We start from the raw sequence: 19,377 nt of genomic DNA on the forward strand, positions 1-19,377 counted from the left end.
GCCCTTTTGCATGTCCGATCCTCGTTATCAGGTCGATGTCAGTGTCGTCACCCGCTATCTGGCAGACCAATCACAACCCGAACATGACCGCTTCGCCTTCGCCTACACCATCACCGTGCACAACAATGGCGAGCAGCCCGCCCGGCTGATGTCACGGCACTGGGTGATCACTGACGGTGACGGGCATGTCGAAGAGGTTCGCGGCGCCGGCGTGGTCGGCCAGCAACCGTTGATCGACGTTGGCAAAAGCCACACCTACAGCAGCGGCACGGTGATGACCACCAAGGTCGGCACCATGCAGGGCACCTACGAAATGGTCGCTACCGACGGCAAACATTTCGACGCGATCATCAAGCCCTTCCGCCTCGCCGTCCCCGGAGCCTTGCACTGATGACGACGTACGCCGTCGGCGACCTGCAAGGCTGCCTCGAACCGCTCAAATGTCTGCTCAAGCAAGTGGCTTTCGACCCGAAGCTCGATCGGCTGTGGCTGGTCGGTGATCTGGTCAACCGTGGCCCGCAGTCTCTTGAGACCCTGCGTTTCCTTTATGGCATGCGCGAGTCACTGGTCTGTGTGCTGGGCAACCACGACTTGCATTTGCTGGCTGTCAGCAGGCACGTCGAGCGCCTGAAAAAATCCGACACGTTGCGCGAAATCCTTGAAGCACCCGATGGCCCTGAGCTGCTTGAGTGGCTGCGTCAGCAAAAGCTTGCGCACTACGATGAGCAGCGCGACGTCGTGATGGTCCATGCCGGCATACCGCCGCAATGGTCGCTTCGTCGCGCGTTGAAGTGCGCAGGCGAAGTCGAGACCGCATTGCGCGATGACAACCTGTTTCCTGCCTTCCTCGACGGCATGTACGGCAACGAACCGGCGAAATGGGACAACGATCTCAAAGGCGTCACCCGCCTGCGCGTCATCACCAACTATTTCACCCGCATGCGCTTCTGCACCGCCGACGGCAAGCTCGATCTCAAGAGCAAGGAAGGCCTCGACAGCGCACCGCCTGGCTACAAGCCATGGTTCCAGCACAAAGAGCGCAAGACCCGCGGTCTGCGGATCATCTTCGGCCACTGGGCCGCGCTGGAAGGCGATGTTCACGAACCGGGGATCTCGGCGCTGGACACCGGCTGTGTCTGGGGCGGCAGCCTGACCCTGATGAACGTCGACAGCGGCGAGCGCGTGTCATGCAAATGCGATGAACACGGCGGGCTTGCACCATCAGTCGCACCACTTATCCCCGAAACTTCGCCAGTCAGCGCACCGCGTTAGACTGCACATTCTGTCGAGCTACAGGAACCCGCCATGAGCGAATTCAAACGTATCCCCCCGGAACAGGCCCAGGCCCTGCGTGAGCAAGGCGCCGTTGTCGTCGATGTCCGTGATCCTGCAACTTTTGCCGCCCTGCATATCAGCGGTTCGAAGCATCTGGACAACCACTCGCTGCACGCTTTCATTCAAGGTGCCGACCTCGGTGCTCCGACCGTGGTCGTGTGCTACCACGGCAATTCCAGCCAGGGCGCGGCCGCCTACCTGATCAGCCAGGGCTTCTCCGACGTCTACAGCATGGACGGCGGCTTCGAACTGTGGCGTACGACTTATCCGTCGGAAACCGCGCAAGGCACCGCCGAATAATTTTTTTGTCACGTGCAGGCCCCGGCTGCCGTGGGCCTGCGCGGGGCAGACGAACGGTCTGCCACAACTAATTACGTATCTCGCCTTTACCTCTCGAATTCCCAACTATCCTTAAGCCCAGGCCATCCAAAACAGGGGAGAGCCGGTACACCGGCGCACGGGTCATCGGGAGTGACTTTCAAGGTTGTCGACCGCGAAAGTGTTCTGGGGGGTAAACAAGCGGCCACCGCGGCTGCTTGCCAGCATCGACTGAGTGATCCGGCGTCGGCTCCACGTATCGAGCGAGGTGACGTCATGAGTATCTTTAGCCACTTCCAACAACGCTTCGAGTCCACACGCCAGGAAGAACTCTCGCTGCAGGAGTACCTGGAGCTGTGCAAAAAGGATCGCAGCGCTTACGTTTCCGCCGCCGAGCGTCTATTGATGGCTATTGGCGAACCCGAGCTGCTCGACACGTCGACCAACTCGCGGCTGTCGCGGATATTCTCCAACAAGGTGATACGTCGCTATCCGGCCTTTGAAGACTTCCACGGGATGGAAGAATGCATCGACCAGATCGTCTCGTATTTCCGCCATGCCGCCCAAGGCCTGGAAGAGAAGAAACAGATCCTCTATCTGCTCGGCCCCGTCGGTGGCGGTAAATCGTCCCTGGCCGAGAAGCTGAAACAGTTGATGGAGAAAGTGCCCTTCTACGCGATCAAGGGCTCGCCGGTATTCGAATCGCCTCTGGGTCTGTTCAACGCCACCGAAGATGGCGCGATCCTCGAGGAAGACTTCGGCATCCCACGGCGCTACCTGAACACCATCATGTCGCCGTGGGCGACCAAACGCCTGGCCGAGTTCGGCGGCGACATCAGTCAGTTCCGTGTGGTCAAGCTGTACCCGTCGATCCTCAACCAGATCGCCGTGGCCAAGACCGAACCGGGCGACGAGAACAACCAGGACATCTCGGCGCTGGTGGGCAAGGTCGACATCCGCAAACTCGAGGAATACCCACAGAACGACGCCGACGCCTACAGCTACTCCGGTGCGCTGTGCCGGGCCAACCAGGGCCTGATGGAATTCGTCGAAATGTTCAAGGCACCGATCAAGGTGCTGCATCCATTGCTGACCGCCACCCAGGAAGGCAACTACAACAGTACCGAAGGTCTGGGGGCGATTCCGTTCACCGGGATCCTGCTCGCGCACTCCAACGAATCGGAATGGCACACCTTCCGCAACAACAAGAACAACGAAGCGTTCATCGACCGGATCTACATCGTCAAAGTGCCGTACTGCCTGCGGGTCAGCGACGAGGTGAAGATCTACGACAAATTGCTGTTCAACAGTTCGCTGGCCAAGGCCCATTGCGCACCCGACACCCTGAAGATGCTGGCGCAGTTCACCGTGCTGTCGCGCCTCAAAGAGCCGGAAAACTCCAACATCTATTCGAAGATGCGTGTCTACGACGGGGAAAACCTCAAGGACACTGATCCAAAGGCCAAGTCGATCCAGGAATATCGCGACTCGGCCGGCGTCGACGAAGGCATGAACGGTCTGTCGACCCGCTTCGCCTTCAAGATCCTGTCCAAGGTGTTCAACTTCGATCCGCATGAAATCGCCGCCAACCCGGTGCACCTGCTGTATGTGCTGGAGCAGCAGATCGAGCAGGAACAGTTCCAGGCCGAGACCCGCGAGCGCTACCTGCGCTACCTCAAGGAGTACCTGGCGCCGCGTTATATCGAATTCATCGGCAAGGAGATCCAGACCGCTTATCTCGAGTCTTACAGCGAGTACGGGCAGAACATCTTCGACCGCTACGTGCTGTATGCGGACTTCTGGATTCAGGATCAGGAATACCGCGATCCGGAAACCGGCGAGATTCTCAACCGCGTCGCTTTGAACGAAGAGCTGGAGAAAATCGAGAAACCGGCCGGCATCAGCAATCCGAAGGATTTCCGCAACGAAATCGTCAACTTCGTGTTGCGTGCCCGGGCCAACAACAACGGCAAGAACCCGACCTGGCTCAGCTACGAGAAACTGCGGGTGGTCATCGAGAAGAAAATGTTCTCGAACACCGAAGACCTGCTGCCAGTCATCAGCTTCAACGCCAAGGCCAGCAAAGAGGATCAACAGAAACACAACGACTTCGTTACTCGAATGGTCGAACGCGGCTACACCGACAAACAGGTAAGACTTCTGTCCGAATGGTACCTACGGGTCCGGAAATCGCAGTAAAACAGCTACAAGCTTCTAGCTACGAGCTGCAAGAAAAGGCATGTGAACGCTGTGCTTCTACTTGCGGCTCGCAGCTCACAACTTGAAGCTGCCCGGAGGGCCACGTATGAGCTATGTGATCGACCGACGTCTCAATGGCAAGAACAAGAGCACGGTGAACCGCCAGCGCTTCCTGCGGCGTTACCGTGACCACATCAAGAAGGCTGTCGAAGAGGCGGTCAGCCGCCGCTCCATTACCGACATGGAGCACGGCGAACAGATCAGCATTCCCGGTCGCGATATCGACGAACCGGTGCTTCACCATGGCCGCGGCGGCAAGCAGACCGTGGTTCATCCCGGCAACAAGGAATTCACTGCCGGCGAACATATCGCCAGGCCACCCGGTGGTGGCGGCGGGCGCGGGCCGGGCAAGGCCGGCAACTCTGGCGAGGGCATGGACGAATTCGTCTTCCAGATCACTCAGGAGGAATTCCTCGAGTTCATGTTCGAAGACCTCGAACTGCCGAACCTGGTCAAACGCAACCTGAGCGGCACCGACACCTTCAAGACCGTGCGCGCGGGGATCAGCAACGAGGGCAACCCGTCGCGGATCAACATCATCCGCACCCTGCGCTCGGCCCACGCCCGGCGCATTGCGCTGTCCGGCAGCAGCCGCGCCAAACTGCGCGAGGCCAAAGAAGAACTGGCGCGCTTAAAACGCGAAGAGCCGGACAACTTCGGCGATATTCAGGAACTCGAAGCGGAAATCGAAAAACTCAGCGCGCGCATCCATCGCGTACCGTTCCTTGATACGTTCGACCTCAAGTACAACCTGCTGATCAAGCAACCCAACCCCAGCTCGAAAGCGGTGATGTTCTGCCTGATGGACGTATCCGGCTCGATGACCCAAGCGACCAAGGACATCGCCAAACGCTTTTTCATCCTGCTGTACCTGTTCCTCAAACGGAACTACGACAAGATCGACGTCGTGTTCATCCGCCACCACACCAGTGCCCGGGAAGTGGACGAGGAAGAGTTTTTCTATTCGCGGGAAACCGGTGGCACCATCGTCTCCAGCGCCCTGAAGCTGATGCAGGAGATCATGGCCGAGCGCTACCCGAGCAACGAATGGAACATCTACGCCGCGCAGGCTTCCGACGGCGACAACTGGAACGATGACTCGCCGATCTGCCGCGACATCCTGATCAATCAGATCATGCCGTTTGTGCAGTACTACACTTATGTGGAGATCACCCCGCGCGAACACCAGGCCCTCTGGTACGAATACGAGCGCATCGCCGAAGCCTTTTCCGACACGTTTGCCCAGCAGCAACTGGTCTCGGCCGGGGATATCTATCCGGTCTTCCGTGAACTCTTCCAGCGCAGGTTAGTGACATGACCGCCAAAGAGCAGAAACGCCAACCCATTTCCACCGGCTCCGAATGGACGTTCGAGCTGATCCAGGCCTACGACCGCGAGATCGCCCGCATCGCGGCCGGCTATGCCCTGGACACCTATCCCAACCAGATCGAAGTGATCACCGCCGAGCAGATGATGGATGCCTATGCCTCGGTCGGCATGCCACTGGGCTATCACCACTGGTCCTACGGCAAGCACTTCCTCAGCACCGAGAAATCCTACAGCCGCGGCCAGATGGGACTGGCCTACGAGATCGTGATCAACTCGGATCCGTGCATTGCCTATCTGATGGAGGAAAACACCATCTGCATGCAGGCGCTGGTGGTGGCACACGCGTGCTATGGCCATAACAGTTTCTTCAAGGGCAACTACCTGTTCCGCACCTGGACCGATGCCAGTTCGATCATCGATTACCTGGTGTTCGCCAAGCAGTACATCATGCAATGTGAGGAGCGCCACGGTATCGATGCGGTGGAGGACCTGCTCGACTCTTGCCATGCGCTGATGAACTACGGGGTCGACCGGTACAAGCGTCCGTATCCGATTTCCGCCGAGGAAGAACGCCGGCGGCAGAAGGATCGTGAAGAACACATGCAAAAGCAGATCAACGATCTGTGGCGCACCATTCCCAAAGGCGCGGACAAGTACAGCGACAAGGACAACGCCCGGTTCCCGGCCGAGCCGCAGGAAAATATCCTGTATTTCATCGAGAAGCACGCGCCGTTGCTGGAGCCGTGGCAACGGGAGATCGTGAGGATCGTGCGCAAGATCGCCCAGTATTTTTATCCACAGCGTCAGACTCAGGTGATGAACGAAGGCTGGGCCACGTTCTGGCATTACACGCTGATGAACGATCTGTACGACGAAGGACTGGTGACCGACGGATTCATGATGGAATTCCTCACCTCGCACACCAGTGTGGTGTTCCAGCCGGGTTTCGACAGCCCTTATTACAGCGGGATCAACCCTTACGCACTGGGTTTTGCGATGTATCGCGACATCCGCCGCATGTGTGAAGAACCTACCGAGGAGGATCGCCGCTGGTTTCCGGACATCGCAGGCTCGGACTGGCTGTCGAGTATCAAGTTCGCGATGAGCAGCTTCAAGGATGAGAGCTTCATCCTTCAGTACCTGTCGCCCAAAGTGATCCGCGACCTGAAGCTGTTCAGCATTCTCGATGACGATCAGAAGGACGATTTGCTGGTACCGGCGATCCATGACGAAACCGGTTACCGGATCATTCGTGAAACCCTGGCCGCGCAGTACAACCTCGGCAACCGCGAACCAAACGTACAGATCTACAGCATCGACCGTCGCGGCGACCGCTCGCTGACGCTGCGTCACCAGCAACATGACCGCAAACCTTTGGGCGACTCAACTGACGAGGTACTGAAACATCTGCACCGCTTGTGGGGCTTCGACATTCATCTGGAGACCCTGCAGGGTGACCAGATCATGAAAACCCACCACGTACCGCCACGCAGTGAACACAGTGAGGGCGATTACGGCAGGCTTGATCTGGCCGTCATTCATCTTTGATCCGGTTCTGACCTCCGAAAGTCCGGCACAAGGGTTATCCTGTCGGGCCAACGGAGGTTTTTTATGCAGATTTACAAGGTCGGCGGCGCGGTACGTGATCGCTTGCTCGGGCTGCCGGTTACCGATGTCGATTGGGTGGTGGTCGGGGCCACCACCGAAGAGATGCTTGCCCAGGGCTATCGCCCGGTCGGCGCGGATTTTCCGGTGTTCCTTCATCCCAGGACCGGCGAGGAATACGCCCTCGCCCGCACCGAACGCAAAAGCGGTCGTGGTTATGGCGGGTTCACCTTTCACGCCAGCCCCGACGTCACCCTTGAAGAAGACCTTATTCGCCGCGATCTGACGATCAACGCGATGGCCGAGGATGATCAGCACAATCTGACCGATCCCTATCACGGCCTACGCGACCTTGAAGAACGTATTCTGCGCCACGTATCCCCGGCGTTTGCAGAAGATCCGCTCCGTGTACTGCGAGTTGCCCGATTTGCAGCGCGCTATGCCGGACTGGGGTTCACAGTCGCGCCTGAAACGCTGGAACTGATGCGGCAACTCAGCGAATCCGGCGAACTGCAGGCATTGACCGCCGAACGCAGCTGGAAAGAAATCTCCCGCGCATTGATGGAAGATCAACCGCAGGTGTTCATTCAGGTGCTTCGCGACTGTGGCGCGCTGAACGTACTGATGCCGGAAGTGGATGCGCTTTTTGGCGTGCCGCAGCCGGAGACGCATCACCCGGAAATCGATACCGGGCTGCACACCCTCAGCGTGCTTGAGCAATCGGCACTGCACAAACAACCGCTGACGGTACGCTGGGCCTGCCTGCTGCACGACCTCGGCAAAGGCCTGACCCCGGAAAAAGAGTGGCCGCGGCACATCGCCCATGAACACACCGGGTTGAAGTTGATCAAGGCAGTCAACGAACGTTTCAAGGCTCCGAAGGATTGTCAGGAGTTGGCTTTGCTGGTGGGCCAGTATCACACCCATGGCCATCGCGCTCTGGAGCTGAAGGCGTCGACCTTGCTGGAGCTGCTGCAGAGTTTTGATGTGTATCGCCGACCGCAGCGCTTCGAGGAATTCATCGTGGCCTGCGAGATGGATGCGCGCGGGCGCAAGGGGCTGGAACAGCGCAGTTATCCACAGGCCGATTATCTGCGTGGAGCAGCCAGTGTGGCACGCGGGGTGGCGGTGCAGCCGCTGCTGGAGAAGGGATTCAAAGGCCCGGAACTGGGTGAAGCGCTGAAGCGAGAACGACTGAAGGCTTTGAAGGCGTACAAAGAGAACGCTTGAAGCAAGATCAAAAGATCGCAGCCTGCGGCAGCTCCTACATGGAAACGCGCATCCCCGTGTAGGAGCTGCCGCAGGCTGCGATGTTTTGCTTTTAAAGACTCGGCGGGGTCAATTGCTCGCCACGCCATTCAAACCCCACCGGCGCCAACACCTGATCAATCTGCGCCTCGGCCCACAACGTCGCGAAGCTTTTTCCCACGCCAGGATGCACCCGATCCGGCGCAATCAGCGACAGCGGCCACAGCACAAAGGCGTTTTTCAGGATTTCGGCGCGCGGCAGAATCAAACCGTCGAAATTACCGGTCAGATCGCCGTACAACAAAACGTCGATATCCAGCGGTAGACCCTTGCGATCCGGCGCATAGCGACCATTGTCGGCTTCGATGAATTTCAGGCGCCGATCCAGCTCCACCAAGGGCAGATCGGTAAACGCCGAGACCACGAAATTGAAGAACGGCCCGCTCTTGATCCCCACCGGCTGGCTCTCGAACACCGCCGAACAGCGGATATCCACCAGAAACGTAGCCAAAGCGTCGAGCCCAGCGCGCAAATGGGTTTCGCGCTCGATATTGCTACCGAGCCCGAGGTACACCTGAGTCAGCGACATCCGCGCTCGATCTCCACACCCACGCCACCCTTGGCGGCCGGCACGGCGCCCGGCTTGGTCAGCTTCAGGCGAACCCAGGTGATCTTGAATTCGGCCATCAGCACTTCGACCAGACGCTCGGCAAAGGTTTCTACCAATTGATACCGGGATTGCTCGGCAAAGGCCTGGATGCGCGTCGAAACGCTGGCGTAATCGAGCGCCAGGGTCAGGTCGTCACCGGCTGCTGCCGGGCGATTGTCCCAGGCGAAGCTCAGATCAAGACGCAGGCACTGTCGGATGCCGCGCTCCCAGTCGTAGGCACCGATCACGGTGTCGACTTCCAGGCCCTCGATAAACACTCTGTCCAAGCACTTTTCTCCACTGCACGACAAGGGCGCAATGCGCCGTTAGAATCAGGGCGTCCTCGCCCGGAATGGTTAGCATGTTTTGGTTACTGGCGATCTTCGCCTACCTGCTCGGCTCTCTGTCCTTCGCCATTTTGCTCAGCCGCCTGACCGGAAATCCGGATCCGCGAATGAGTGGCTCGGGTAATGCCGGCGCCACCAACATGCTGCGCCTGGTCGGTCGCAAACTGGCGATCCTGACCCTGCTGGGTGATCTGTGCAAAGGCCTGGTGCCGGTGCTGATCGCAGCGGCCGCTGGCCTTTCGCTGCAGGATCAGGCCTGGATCGGCGTGTGCGCCGTGATCGGTCACCTGTTCCCGCTGTATTTCCGTTTTCGCGGCGGCAAAGGCGTCGCTACGGCCGCCGGCATGCTGCTGGGCCTGTATCCACCCGCCGCGCTGCTGGCGGTATGCGCCTGGTTGCTGACGTTCTACCTGACCCGTACCAGCTCGCTGGCGGCGCTGATCGCCACGCCCCTGACCTTGCCCTTACTCGCGTGGCAAGAACCGGAAGCGCTGCTGCCGATGAGCGCGCTGACACTGCTGATCGTCTGGCGCCACCGCGGCAATCTACGCGACCTGTTTGCCGGGCGCGAACGGCATTTTTAAATACCGCTCAGCCACACCGCCAATCACAGCGCCGACAACTGCTCCATCGGCCAGCGTGCCTGCACGCTGATCGCCAGACTTTCCTGTTGACCGGCCTGCAAACGCTGACAACCGGCAAACGCGATCATCGCGCCATTGTCGGTGCAGAACTCGGGACGGGCGTAGAACACGTCGCCCTGCATGTCACCGAGCATTTTCTCAAGGGAAACACGCAAAGCCTTGTTGGCGCTGACGCCGCCAGCGATCACCAGACGCTTCATTCCCGCCTGTTTCAGGGCACGCTTGCACTTGATGGTCAGAGTCTCCACCACGGCCTGCTGGAACGCCAGCGCGATGTCGCAACGGGCTTGCTCGCTGTCGTCCCCGGCGCTGACGCATTGCTGCCAGGTGTTGAGGGCGAAGGTTTTCAAGCCGCTGAAGCTGAAATCCAGGCCCGGGCGATCGCACATCGGACGCGGGAAGGTAAAACGTCCTGCAACGCCCTTCTCCGCCAGTTTGGCGATTTCCGGCCCACCCGGATAATTGAGGCCCATCATTTTTGCGGTTTTGTCGAACGCTTCACCGGCGGCATCGTCGAGGGTCTCGCCGAGCAGGCCGTATTGGCCAATACCATCGACCTGAACCAGCTGCGTATGCCCCCCGGAAACCAACAAAGCGACGAACGGGAATTCCGGCGGTTTTGGCTCCAGCATCGGCGCCAGCAAGTGGCCCTCCATGTGGTGCACACCAAGTGCCGGAATGCCCCAGGCAAACGCCAGCGCCTGAGCACACGAGGCACCGACCAGCAGCGCTCCGACCAGGCCCGGGCCCGCGGTGTAGGCGATCGCATCGATCTCGGTCGGCACGCAGTCAGCCTCGGCCAACACCTGACGAATCAAGGGCAGCATGCGTTTGACGTGGTCACGCGAGGCCAGCTCCGGCACCACGCCGCCATAGACGCGGTGCAGGTCGATCTGGCTGAACAGCGCGTCGGCCAGCAGGCCGCGTTCACTGTCGTATAATGCGACGCCGGTTTCGTCGCAGGAGGTTTCTAATCCCAGTACTAGCATGGGTTTGCGCCTTGTTTAGGCTGAATTCGAAGGCGCGCATAATAGTCGCCATGTGATGCCCCGACTAGCGGTTTTCGATCAGAGGCTTTGCATTCCGAGCGATGAGGGGTTAACATCCGCAACCCTTAAAAACCGACGTCTTCAAGTGCTCTTTTGCCGCGAGGATGTTGACCCCGGTAATGAATGAAGGTAGCTCTGGATGCCAGCCGTCAAAGTTAAAGAGAACGAACCCTTCGACGTAGCTCTGCGTCGTTTCAAGCGCTCCTGCGAAAAAGCCGGTGTACTGGCTGAAGTTCGTAGCCGCGAATTTTACGAGAAGCCAACTTCTGAGCGTAAGCGCAAAGCAGCAGCCGCTGTTAAGCGTCACGCCAAGAAAGTTCAGCGCGAACAGCGCCGCGCCGTTCGTCTGTACTAATACACAGACGATCGTAGCAAGCTTCTTGCCTAAGCCCGGCCCTCAGCCGGGCTAATGGCATTTGCGTAAAACGCTTGATGCTTCACCGTCGAAGCCGCACACGCGACCGAGACAAATCCGCTTCACGCGTCAGACCTGGCTCTTTTGCCAGCGGTGCACGTCTTTTCTGACGAGCCTTTCAAGGCTACTGACGAGCACACCCACTGATTCCTCTCACGACGATCAGCCCAAGGCACCCGCACGCGTGCCCGCTTTATTGAGCTATCCGAGGCCATTTATCGGCCGTCTGCGGATTCAGCGCAACACTTTCAAATAGTCGAAGACTGATTGGTACTAACGTCAGTGGATTTTCGGCAGATACACTTCCCGACAGCGATCACGCAAACGACACCGGTCGAGCCGCCCATTTTGTGCGCTTCACTCAAGACCTGCGTCCGGCCGCCCTTCGCATCGGACTCATTACAGCACAGACGAGAACGCCATGGCCGGGCTGATTCCCCAGAGCTTTATTGACGACCTCCTGAACCGCACCGACATCGTCGATGTGGTCAGCTCGCGCGTGCAACTGAAAAAGGCCGGCAAGAACTACACCGCCTGCTGCCCGTTTCACAAAGAGAAAACCCCGTCGTTCAGCGTCAGCCCGGACAAGCAGTTCTATTACTGCTTCGGCTGCGGCGCCGGTGGCAACGCCCTGGGCTTTCTCATGGATCACGACAACCTGGATTTCCCCCAGGCCGTCGAGGATCTGGCCAAAGCCGCCGGCATGGAAATCCCGCGTGAAGAAAGCGGCCGCCCGCACAAACCGCGGCAGCCGACCGATTCGCCGCTGTATCCGCTGCTCACCGCCGCCGCCGATTTTTACCGGCAGGCGCTCAAGAGCCATCCGGCGCGCAAGGCTGCGGTGGATTACCTCAAGGGCCGCGGCCTGACCGGCGAGATCGCCCGGGACTTTGGTCTCGGTTTCGCGCCGCCGGGCTGGGACAACCTGTTCAAGCATTTGAGCAGCGACACTTTGCAGCAGAAGGCCATGATCGACGCCGGACTGCTGATCGAGAACGCCGAAACCGGCAAACGCTATGACCGCTTCCGCGATCGCGTGATGTTCCCGATCCGCGATACCCGTGGCCGGATCATCGCTTTCGGTGGCCGGGTACTGGGTGACGACAAGCCGAAATACCTGAACTCGCCGGAAACCCCGGTCTTTCATAAAGGCCAGGAACTCTACGGCCTCTATGAAGCACGCAAGAACAACCGCAACCTCGACGAAATCATTGTCGTCGAGGGTTACATGGACGTCATCGCCCTCGCCCAGCAGGGTTTGCGCAATGCCGTCGCGACCTTGGGCACAGCGACCAGCGAAGAGCACCTCAAGCGTCTGTTTCGCGTCGTGCCGAACGTACTATTCTGTTTCGACGGTGACCAGGCCGGCCGCAACGCTGCATGGCGCGCACTGGAAGCGACACTGCCGTGCCTGCAGGACGGGCGCCGTGCGCGCTTCCTGTTCCTGCCGGAAGGCGAAGACCCGGACACCCTGGTTCGCGCCGAAGGCACTGACGCTTTCAAGGCCCGAATCAACCAACATGCGCAGCCGCTGGCGGACTATTTCTTCCAGCAACTGACCGAGGAAGCCGATCCGCGCTCGCTCGAAGGCAAGGCTCACATGGCTACCCTCGCCGCGCCGCTGATCGACAAAGTGCCGGGCGCGAACCTGCGCATTCTGATGCGTCAGCGCCTGACCGAAATCACCGGCCTGAGCAGCGAAACCGTCAGCCAGCTGGCGCAAAGCGCGCCGCAGGAAGCGCCGCCCGCGTACGATCCGGGCATCGATTACGACGCAATGCCGGACTACAGCGACTACCATCAGCCGCAGGCACAGGACATGTATGTGCCGCAGCAGGAGTGGACGCCGAAGAAACCCGGCGCCGGCGGCAAGAAATGGGACAAGAAACCCTGGGACAAGAATGGCAAACGTGGCGGCGATCGCGATCAACAACGCCCGCGCACGCCGATTGGCGTCGAATCGCCAACCCTGACCGCCTTGCGTACCTTGCTGCATCACCCGCAACTGGCCGAGCGCGTCGAAGACGCCGGGCACATTGCGGACGAAAATCAGACCAACGCACAGTTGCTTGTGGCACTGCTCGAAGCCGTACAGAAGAATCCCAAGCTAAACTCATTTCAGTTGATCGCGCGATGGCACGGCACTGAACAGGGTCGCCTGCTCAAGGCGCTGGCGGAAAAGGAGTGGCTGATTGACGGAGAAAACCTTGAACAACAGTTTTTCGACACCATTACTAGCTTGTCAGCCCGCCAACGCGAGCGAAATCTGGAACAGTTGCTCAGGAAAGCGCGTCAAAGCGAACTGAGCGCCGAAGAGAAAAATCAACTGCGCGACCTTTTAAGTCGCAATGTTTCCGCATCAAACCCGACCTCAACTGGCGCGTGAGGTCATAGCTCAGGTATAATCCTCGGCTTGTTTTTTGCCCGCCAAGACCTTCAGTGGATAGGGTGTTATGTCCGGAAAAGCGCAACAGCAGTCTCGTATTATTGAGTTGATCAAACTGGGTCGTGAGCAGAAGTATCTGACTTACGCCGAGGTCAACGACCACCTGCCCGAGGATATTTCAGATCCGGAGCAGGTGGAAGACATCATCCGCATGATTAACGACATGGGGATCCCCGTACACGAGAGTGCTCCGGATGCGGACGCCCTTATGTTGGCCGACGCCGATACCGACGAGGCCGCTGCGGAAGAAGCCGCCGCCGCGTTGGCAGCGGTGGAGACCGATATCGGTCGCACCACTGACCCAGTGCGCATGTACATGCGTGAAATGGGTACGGTCGAGCTTCTGACTCGTGAAGGCGAAATCGAAATCGCCAAACGTATCGAAGAGGGCATCCGTGAAGTGATGAGCGCTATTGCGCACTTCCCTGGCACGGTTGACCACATTCTCTCCGAGTACACTCGCGTCACCACCGAAGGTGGTCGCCTGTCCGACGTTCTGAGCGGTTACATCGATCCGGACGACGGCATTGCGCCGCCGGCCGCCGAAGTGCCACCGCCGATCGACGCGAAAGCCGCCAAGGCTGACGACGATACCGACGACGACGACGCAGAAGCTTCGGATGACGAAGAAGAAGCCGAAAGCGGTCCGGATCCGGTCATCGCTGCCCAGCGTTTCGGCGCTGTGTCCGATCAGATGGAAATCACCCGCAAGGCCCTGAAAAAGCACGGTCGTCACAACAAGGCAGCGATTGCCGAGTTGCTGGCCCTGGCCGAGCTGTTCATGCCGATCAAACTGGTGCCGAAGCAATTCGAAGCCCTGGTCGAGCGTGTTCGCAGTGCGCTGGATCGTCTGCGTCAGCAAGAGCGCGCGATCATGCAACTGTGTGTACGTGATGCACGTATGCCACGCGCCGATTTCCTGCGTCAGTTCCCGGGCAACGAAGTCGACGAAAGCTGGTCCGACGCCCTGGCCAAAGGCAAGAGCAAATACGCCGAAGCTATTGGTCGCGTACAGCCGGATATCATCCGTTGCCAGCAGAAGCTGATTGCGCTGGAAACCGAGACCGGCCTGACCATCGCTGAAATCAAGGACATCAACCGTCGCATGTCGATCGGTGAGGCCAAGGCCCGCCGCGCGAAGAAAGAGATGGTTGAAGCCAACCTGCGTCTGGTGATCTCGATCGCCAAGAAGTACACCAACCGCGGCCTGCAATTCCTCGATCTGATCCAGGAAGGCAACATCGGTCTGATGAAAGCGGTGGACAAGTTCGAATACCGTCGTGGTTACAAGTTCTCGACTTATGCCACCTGGTGGATCCGTCAGGCGATCACTCGCTCGATCGCCGACCAGGCCCGCACCATCCGTATTCCGGTGCACATGATCGAGACGATCAACAAGCTCAACCGCATTTCCCGCCAGATGCTGCAGGAAATGGGTCGCGAACCGACCCCGGAAGAGCTGGGCGAACGCATGGAAATGCCTGAGGACAAGATCCGCAAGGTATTGAAGATCGCTAAAGAGCCGATCTCCATGGAAACCCCGATCGGTGATGACGAAGACTCCCATCTGGGCGACTTCATCGAAGACTCGACCATGCAGTCGCCAATCGATGTTGCGACCGTTGAGAGCCTGAAAGAAGCGACTCGCGAAGTGTTGTCCGGCCTCACTGCCCGTGAAGCCAAGGTACTGCGCATGCGTTTCGGTATCGACATGAACACCGACCACACACTCGAAGAAGTGGGCAAACAGTTTGACGTAACGCGTGAGCGGATCCGTCAGATCGAAGCCAAGGCGCTGCGCAAGCTGCGCCACCCGACGCGAAGCGAGCATCTGCGCTCCTTCCTCGACGAGTGATACCAGAACCCCCGGCCCAGGCCGGGGGTTTTGTTTATGTGGCAGATTAAATTCCTCGCGCAGCCCCTCCCCTGCATACCCCGTCTACACTCGAAGCAATGAATCCCGTGCCCTAACGAGACGGTTATGCCCAGACTGGCGCCCGTGCTTTTCTTGCTGTCACTGATGATCTGGACCGCAACGGCTAACGCGCTGACTCTGACCGATGAAGAACGTAGCTGGCTCGCGGCTCACCCCGACTTGCGCCTGGGTGTCGATGCGTCGTGGCCGCCGTTCGAGTTCCGCGATGAACAGAATCGCTATCAGGGGCTGGCCGCTGATTACATCGACGTGATTCGCCAGCGCCTGGCGATCAAACTCACCCCGATCGAACCTTCGAGCTGGACCGAAGTGCTGGCCCAGGTGAAAACCGGCAAGATCGACCTGCTGCCCGGCATCATGTCCACCCCGGAACGCCAGAATTACCTGTCATTCACTCGTCCCTACCTCGACTTCCCGATCGTGATCCTCGCCCACATCGGCGGCGCGCAACCGCGCAAGCTGGATGATCTGTATGGCCTGAAGATCGCTGTCGTGGAGAACTATGCCCCGCATGAGTTGCTGCGCACTCAGCATCCAGACCTGAACCTGGTGGCCATGCCCAATGTCAGCTCGGCCCTGCAAGCGCTGGCGACCGATGAGGTCGATGCCGTGGTTGGTGATCTAGCCTCCAGCGTCTGGAGCCTGCGCCAGCTCAAGCTCGACGGTTTATACGTGAGCGGCGAAACCCCGTATCGCTATCAGTTGGCCATGGGCGTACCCCGCGATAACAAAATGCTAGTGGGCATTCTCGACAAAGTCCTGGCGGACATGAGTCCCGAGGAAATCAGCAGCATTCAGGAGCACTGGGTCGGCAATGTTCTGGACCATCGGACATTCTGGTCGGACCTGCTGATCTACGGTCTGCCGGGTCTGTTACTGCTGGTGATCATCCTGGCGGTGGTCATTCGCATCAATCGTCGCTTGAGCTCGGAAATCGCCCGCCGCGTCGACCTTGAACAGGAATTGCGCAGCAGCGAATACCACTACCGCGGACTGGTGGAGAGCCTTTCGGCCATTGCCTGGGAAGCGCGCATGAGCGACTTCACCTACAGCTATGTGTCGCCCCATGCCGAAGACCTGCTTGGTTATCCACAGGCGCACTGGCTGATTCCGGGGTTCTGGCGCAACATCATCCACCCCGCCGACCTGACCCGCGCCCAGGCCATTTGCGATGAAGCGGTGCGCGATGGGCGCGACCACGCTCTCGACTATCGAGTGATCACCGCTGACGGGCGCTGCCTGTGGGTGCGTGACATTGTCAGTCTGATTGAACATGGCCATGAGCCCGTGATGCGCGGGCTGATGATCGACATCAGCGAAACCAAGCGCACTGAAGAAGCACTTCGACTGTCGGAACAGAAGTTCGCCTCGGTGTTCCAGCAATGCCCGGATATCCTGGTGATCGCGCGACTGTCCGACGGCTGCCTGCTGGAGGTCAACGAAGCCTTTGAAGAGCAAATCGGCCTGAAAGCCGAAGAGGTCGTCGGCCAGACCGCCACCGAACTCAACATCTGGGGCATTCCCGGGGTCGGGCCGGGGCTCTTGCAACGCTTGCAGGCCGGCAGTATTCGCAACCTGGAGATGCCCTTTCGCCGCAACAACGGCCAGGTGTTCACGGGTCTGATTTCCGCCGAACCGTTCGATCTCGACACAACCCCAGCGCTGGTTGTCGTGGTACGCGACATCACCCAGCTCAAGGAAACCCAGCAGCAACTGCAAACCTCCGAAGAAAAGTTCGCCAAGGCTTTTCATGCCTCGCCGGATGGCCTCTTGCTGTCGCGTCAGAGCGATGGCCTGCTGCTGGAAGTCAACGAGGGTTTCAGCCGCATCACCGGGTTCAACAGCGCGATGTCGGTGGATCGCTCAGCGCTGGATCTGGGAATCTGGGTCAACCTCAACGAACGCAAGCAGATGCTCGACCTGTTGCACCGCGATGGTTTCGTGCGCGACTTCACCTGCCATATCCGCCGCAGTGACGGGCAAATCCGTCTGTGCGAAGTGTCCAGCCGTCCGCTGCCGATCGGCGAAGAAGACTGCATGTTGACCATTGCCCGGGACATCACCGAGCGCCACCTGATGCAGGAAAAACTGCAACAGGCCGCCACCGTATTTGAAAGCACCGCCGAAGGCGTGTTGATCACCGACACCCAACAGCACATCAGCGCGGTCAACCGCGCGTTCAGCGAAATCACCGGCTACAGCGAAAGCGAAGCCCTCGGCCATACCCCGCGCCTGCTCGCGTCGGGGCTGCACGACAGCGCTTTTTATGCGGCGATGTGGCACCAGTTGACCGCCGAAGGACACTGGCAGGGAGAGATTTCCAACCGGCGCAAGAACGGCGAGTTGTACCCCAGCTGGCTGACCATCAGCGCCGTGCGCAACCGCGACAAGTTCATCACCCACTTCGTCGCGGTGTTTGCCGACATTTCCAGCCTCAAACACGCGCAGGCCAAGCTCGATTACCAGGCGCACCACGACCCGCTCACCGGCCTGCCCAATCGCACCCTGTTTGAAAGTCGCCTGCTCACCGCGCTGAACAGTCAGCAGGAAAACGGCGGTCAGGGCGCCGTGCTGTTTCTCGATCTCGACCGCTTCAAACACATCAACGACAGCCTCGGGCACCCGGTCGGCGACCTACTGCTCAAGGGCATTGCCGTACGCCTGAAGGAGCAGTTGCGCGACATCGACACCGTCGCACGATTGGGCGGTGATGAGTTCATTATCCTGCTGCCGGGTCTGCAACAAGCCAGCGATGCCGACAACATCGCATTCAAACTGCTCAACTGCTTTGGCGCACCGTTTCAGGCCGGTGAGCACGAGTTTTTCATCAGCGCCAGCATCGGCACCAGTCTGTATCCCCGCGACGGCTGCGACGTCGCCACGCTGGTGAAAAACGCCGACGCGGCGATGTACCGCTCCAAGGCCAAAGGCCGCAACCGCGTCGAAAGCTACACCCGCGACCTCACCGCCCAGGCCAGCGAACGTGTGGCACTGGAGCACGAACTGCGCCGGGCCATCGAGCGCGAGGAGTTGTTCCTCTACTACCAACCGAAAATCAGCCTCGACGACCATCGGCTGGTCGGCGCCGAAGCGCTGATTCGCTGGCGTCACCCGACCTTTGGCGAAGTGCCGCCAGAACACTTCATCCCACTGGCCGAAGAGAACGGCATGATTCTGCAGATCGGTGACTGGGTGCTCGAAACCGCCTGCCGGCAGATGTTCGAATGGAGCCAGATCTACGACAGCCTCGGACCGCTCTCGGTCAACCTCGCCGGCGCGCAACTGCGCCAGCCGAATCTGCTTGGCCGCATCGAGCAACTGCTCAGGGACAACTGCCTGATGCCGGATTTGTTGCAACTGGAGATTACCGAAAACTTCATCATGAGCCAGGCCGAAGAAGCCTTGGCGGTGCTGCATCAGCTCAAGCACCTGGGCGTGCAGCTGGCGATCGATGACTTCGGCACGGGTTATTCCTCGCTCAGTTACCTGAAACGCCTGCCGCTGGACATCCTCAAGATCGACCAGTCATTTGTCCGTGGATTGCCCGATGACCCGCACGACGCGGCGATTGTGCGCGCGATCATCGCTCTGGGCCGGAGCATGCAATTCACAGTGATCGCCGAAGGTGTGGAAACCCAGGCCCAGCAACAATTCCTCGCCGCCGAAGGCTGCGAACAGATTCAGGGCTACATCGTCAGCCTGCCGCTGCCCCCGGAAGAATTCGCCGCAACGTTTCTTCGTGTAACCGTATCGGATTATTCGGATAGCACAGCCGCCAAACCGTCGCTATAATCCGC

At 59.4% G+C, this 19,377-nt stretch carries 15 protein-coding genes; 12 read left to right on the forward strand and 3 right to left on the reverse strand.

What is annotated here, in order from left to right:
* The first annotated feature begins 10 nt into the window (after nucleotides 1-10).
* The 7 genes from apaG to ABV589_RS12050 all read left to right on the forward strand — a co-directional run bounded on the left by apaG (nucleotide 11) and on the right by ABV589_RS12050 (nucleotide 8,076).
* A complete protein-coding gene (apaG, locus tag ABV589_RS12020; protein WP_007966474.1) occupies nucleotides 11-391 on the forward strand; it encodes a Co2+/Mg2+ efflux protein ApaG in 381 nt (126 codons plus the stop codon).
* On the forward strand, nucleotides 391-1,272 hold the full coding sequence (locus tag ABV589_RS12025; RefSeq protein WP_367085943.1) for a symmetrical bis(5'-nucleosyl)-tetraphosphatase: 882 nt from the start codon (nucleotides 391-393) through the stop codon (nucleotides 1,270-1,272). The genes apaG and ABV589_RS12025 overlap by 1 nt, the downstream gene beginning before the upstream one ends.
* 33 nt (nucleotides 1,273-1,305) lie before the next feature.
* On the forward strand, nucleotides 1,306-1,635 hold the full coding sequence (glpE, locus tag ABV589_RS12030; protein WP_367085944.1) for a thiosulfate sulfurtransferase GlpE: 330 nt from the start codon (nucleotides 1,306-1,308) through the stop codon (nucleotides 1,633-1,635).
* A 294-nt stretch (nucleotides 1,636-1,929) separates the two neighbouring features.
* The gene (locus ABV589_RS12035; RefSeq protein WP_003228848.1) at nucleotides 1,930-3,852 is read left to right on the forward strand and encodes a PrkA family serine protein kinase; all 1,923 of its coding nucleotides are present in this window, start codon (nucleotides 1,930-1,932) and stop codon (nucleotides 3,850-3,852) included.
* 106 nt (nucleotides 3,853-3,958) lie between these two features.
* The gene (locus tag ABV589_RS12040; protein ID WP_003228849.1) at nucleotides 3,959-5,230 is read left to right on the forward strand and encodes a YeaH/YhbH family protein; all 1,272 of its coding nucleotides are present in this window, start codon (nucleotides 3,959-3,961) and stop codon (nucleotides 5,228-5,230) included.
* Nucleotides 5,227-6,789, forward strand: a complete 1,563-nt coding sequence (locus ABV589_RS12045; RefSeq protein ID WP_367085945.1) for a SpoVR family protein — start codon at nucleotides 5,227-5,229, stop codon at nucleotides 6,787-6,789. Before ABV589_RS12040 ends, ABV589_RS12045 begins: the two co-directional genes overlap by 4 nt.
* Before the next feature lie 63 nt (nucleotides 6,790-6,852).
* Nucleotides 6,853-8,076 (forward strand): multifunctional CCA addition/repair protein, encoded by a 1,224-nt coding sequence (locus ABV589_RS12050; protein ID WP_367085947.1) that lies wholly within the window; start codon nucleotides 6,853-6,855, stop codon nucleotides 8,074-8,076.
* Between the two features lie 91 nt (nucleotides 8,077-8,167).
* On the opposite strand, the gene folK is transcribed toward ABV589_RS12050, so the two are convergent.
* Nucleotides 8,168-8,683 carry a 2-amino-4-hydroxy-6-hydroxymethyldihydropteridine diphosphokinase gene (gene folK / locus ABV589_RS12055; protein ID WP_367085949.1) on the reverse strand — a complete coding sequence of 172 codons (516 nt, stop codon included), beginning with the start codon at nucleotides 8,681-8,683 and terminating at the stop codon, nucleotides 8,168-8,170.
* Nucleotides 8,674-9,030, reverse strand: a complete 357-nt coding sequence (gene folB, locus ABV589_RS12060; RefSeq protein WP_367085951.1) for a dihydroneopterin aldolase — start codon at nucleotides 9,028-9,030, stop codon at nucleotides 8,674-8,676. The genes folK and folB overlap by 10 nt, the downstream gene beginning before the upstream one ends.
* A 74-nt stretch (nucleotides 9,031-9,104) precedes the next feature.
* Here folB and plsY point away from each other — a divergent pair, with 74 nt between their 5' ends.
* A complete protein-coding gene (gene plsY / locus ABV589_RS12065; protein ID WP_367085953.1) occupies nucleotides 9,105-9,674 on the forward strand; it encodes a glycerol-3-phosphate 1-O-acyltransferase PlsY in 570 nt (189 codons plus the stop codon).
* 23 nt (nucleotides 9,675-9,697) lie between these two features.
* On the opposite strand, the gene tsaD is transcribed toward plsY, so the two are convergent.
* Entirely contained in the window at nucleotides 9,698-10,723 is a 1,026-nt protein-coding gene (tsaD, locus tag ABV589_RS12070) for a tRNA (adenosine(37)-N6)-threonylcarbamoyltransferase complex transferase subunit TsaD (protein WP_367085954.1), read from the reverse strand.
* 199 nt (nucleotides 10,724-10,922) lie between these two features.
* On the opposite strand from tsaD, the gene rpsU reads away from it, so the two are divergent.
* The 4 genes from rpsU (at nucleotide 10,923) to ABV589_RS12090 (ending at nucleotide 19,372) form a co-directional block, all read left to right on the forward strand.
* Nucleotides 10,923-11,138 carry a 30S ribosomal protein S21 gene (gene rpsU, locus ABV589_RS12075; RefSeq protein ID WP_002551877.1) on the forward strand — a complete coding sequence of 72 codons (216 nt, stop codon included), beginning with the start codon at nucleotides 10,923-10,925 and terminating at the stop codon, nucleotides 11,136-11,138.
* A 481-nt stretch (nucleotides 11,139-11,619) separates the two neighbouring features.
* Nucleotides 11,620-13,584 (forward strand): DNA primase, encoded by a 1,965-nt coding sequence (gene dnaG, locus ABV589_RS12080; protein WP_007966496.1) that lies wholly within the window; start codon nucleotides 11,620-11,622, stop codon nucleotides 13,582-13,584.
* A 67-nt stretch (nucleotides 13,585-13,651) separates the two neighbouring features.
* Entirely contained in the window at nucleotides 13,652-15,499 is a 1,848-nt protein-coding gene (gene rpoD, locus ABV589_RS12085) for an RNA polymerase sigma factor RpoD (protein WP_007966497.1), read from the forward strand.
* A 126-nt stretch (nucleotides 15,500-15,625) separates the two neighbouring features.
* Nucleotides 15,626-19,372 carry an EAL domain-containing protein gene (locus ABV589_RS12090; protein WP_367085956.1) on the forward strand — a complete coding sequence of 1,249 codons (3,747 nt, stop codon included), beginning with the start codon at nucleotides 15,626-15,628 and terminating at the stop codon, nucleotides 19,370-19,372.
* Nucleotides 19,373-19,377: the final 5 nt, after the last annotated feature.

Source organism: Pseudomonas sp. HOU2 (genome assembly GCF_040729435.1).
GTDB lineage: Bacteria > Pseudomonadota > Gammaproteobacteria > Pseudomonadales > Pseudomonadaceae > Aquipseudomonas.

Bases quoted from the DNA above. Each gene is read 5' to 3' on its own strand.
- apaG (WP_007966474.1), top strand. From the start codon at position 11: ATGTCCGATCCTCGTTATCAGGTCGATGTCAGTGTCGTCACCCGCTAT.
- ABV589_RS12035 (WP_003228848.1), top strand. From the start codon at position 1,930: ATGAGTATCTTTAGCCACTTCCAACAACGCTTCGAGTCCACACGCCAG.
- rpsU (WP_002551877.1), top strand. From the start codon at position 10,923: ATGCCAGCCGTCAAAGTTAAAGAGAACGAACCCTTCGACGTAGCTCTG.
- ABV589_RS12025 (WP_367085943.1), top strand. From the start codon at position 391: ATGACGACGTACGCCGTCGGCGACCTGCAAGGCTGCCTCGAACCGCTC.
- ABV589_RS12045 (WP_367085945.1), top strand. From the start codon at position 5,227: ATGACCGCCAAAGAGCAGAAACGCCAACCCATTTCCACCGGCTCCGAA.
- plsY (WP_367085953.1), top strand. From the start codon at position 9,105: ATGTTTTGGTTACTGGCGATCTTCGCCTACCTGCTCGGCTCTCTGTCC.
- ABV589_RS12090 (WP_367085956.1), top strand. From the start codon at position 15,626: ATGCCCAGACTGGCGCCCGTGCTTTTCTTGCTGTCACTGATGATCTGG.
- rpoD (WP_007966497.1), top strand. From the start codon at position 13,652: ATGTCCGGAAAAGCGCAACAGCAGTCTCGTATTATTGAGTTGATCAAA.
- dnaG (WP_007966496.1), top strand. From the start codon at position 11,620: ATGGCCGGGCTGATTCCCCAGAGCTTTATTGACGACCTCCTGAACCGC.
- ABV589_RS12050 (WP_367085947.1), top strand. From the start codon at position 6,853: ATGCAGATTTACAAGGTCGGCGGCGCGGTACGTGATCGCTTGCTCGGG.
- ABV589_RS12040 (WP_003228849.1), top strand. From the start codon at position 3,959: ATGAGCTATGTGATCGACCGACGTCTCAATGGCAAGAACAAGAGCACG.
- glpE (WP_367085944.1), top strand. From the start codon at position 1,306: ATGAGCGAATTCAAACGTATCCCCCCGGAACAGGCCCAGGCCCTGCGT.
- tsaD (WP_367085954.1), bottom strand. From the start codon at position 10,723: ATGCTAGTACTGGGATTAGAAACCTCCTGCGACGAAACCGGCGTCGCA.
- folK (WP_367085949.1), bottom strand. From the start codon at position 8,683: ATGTCGCTGACTCAGGTGTACCTCGGGCTCGGTAGCAATATCGAGCGC.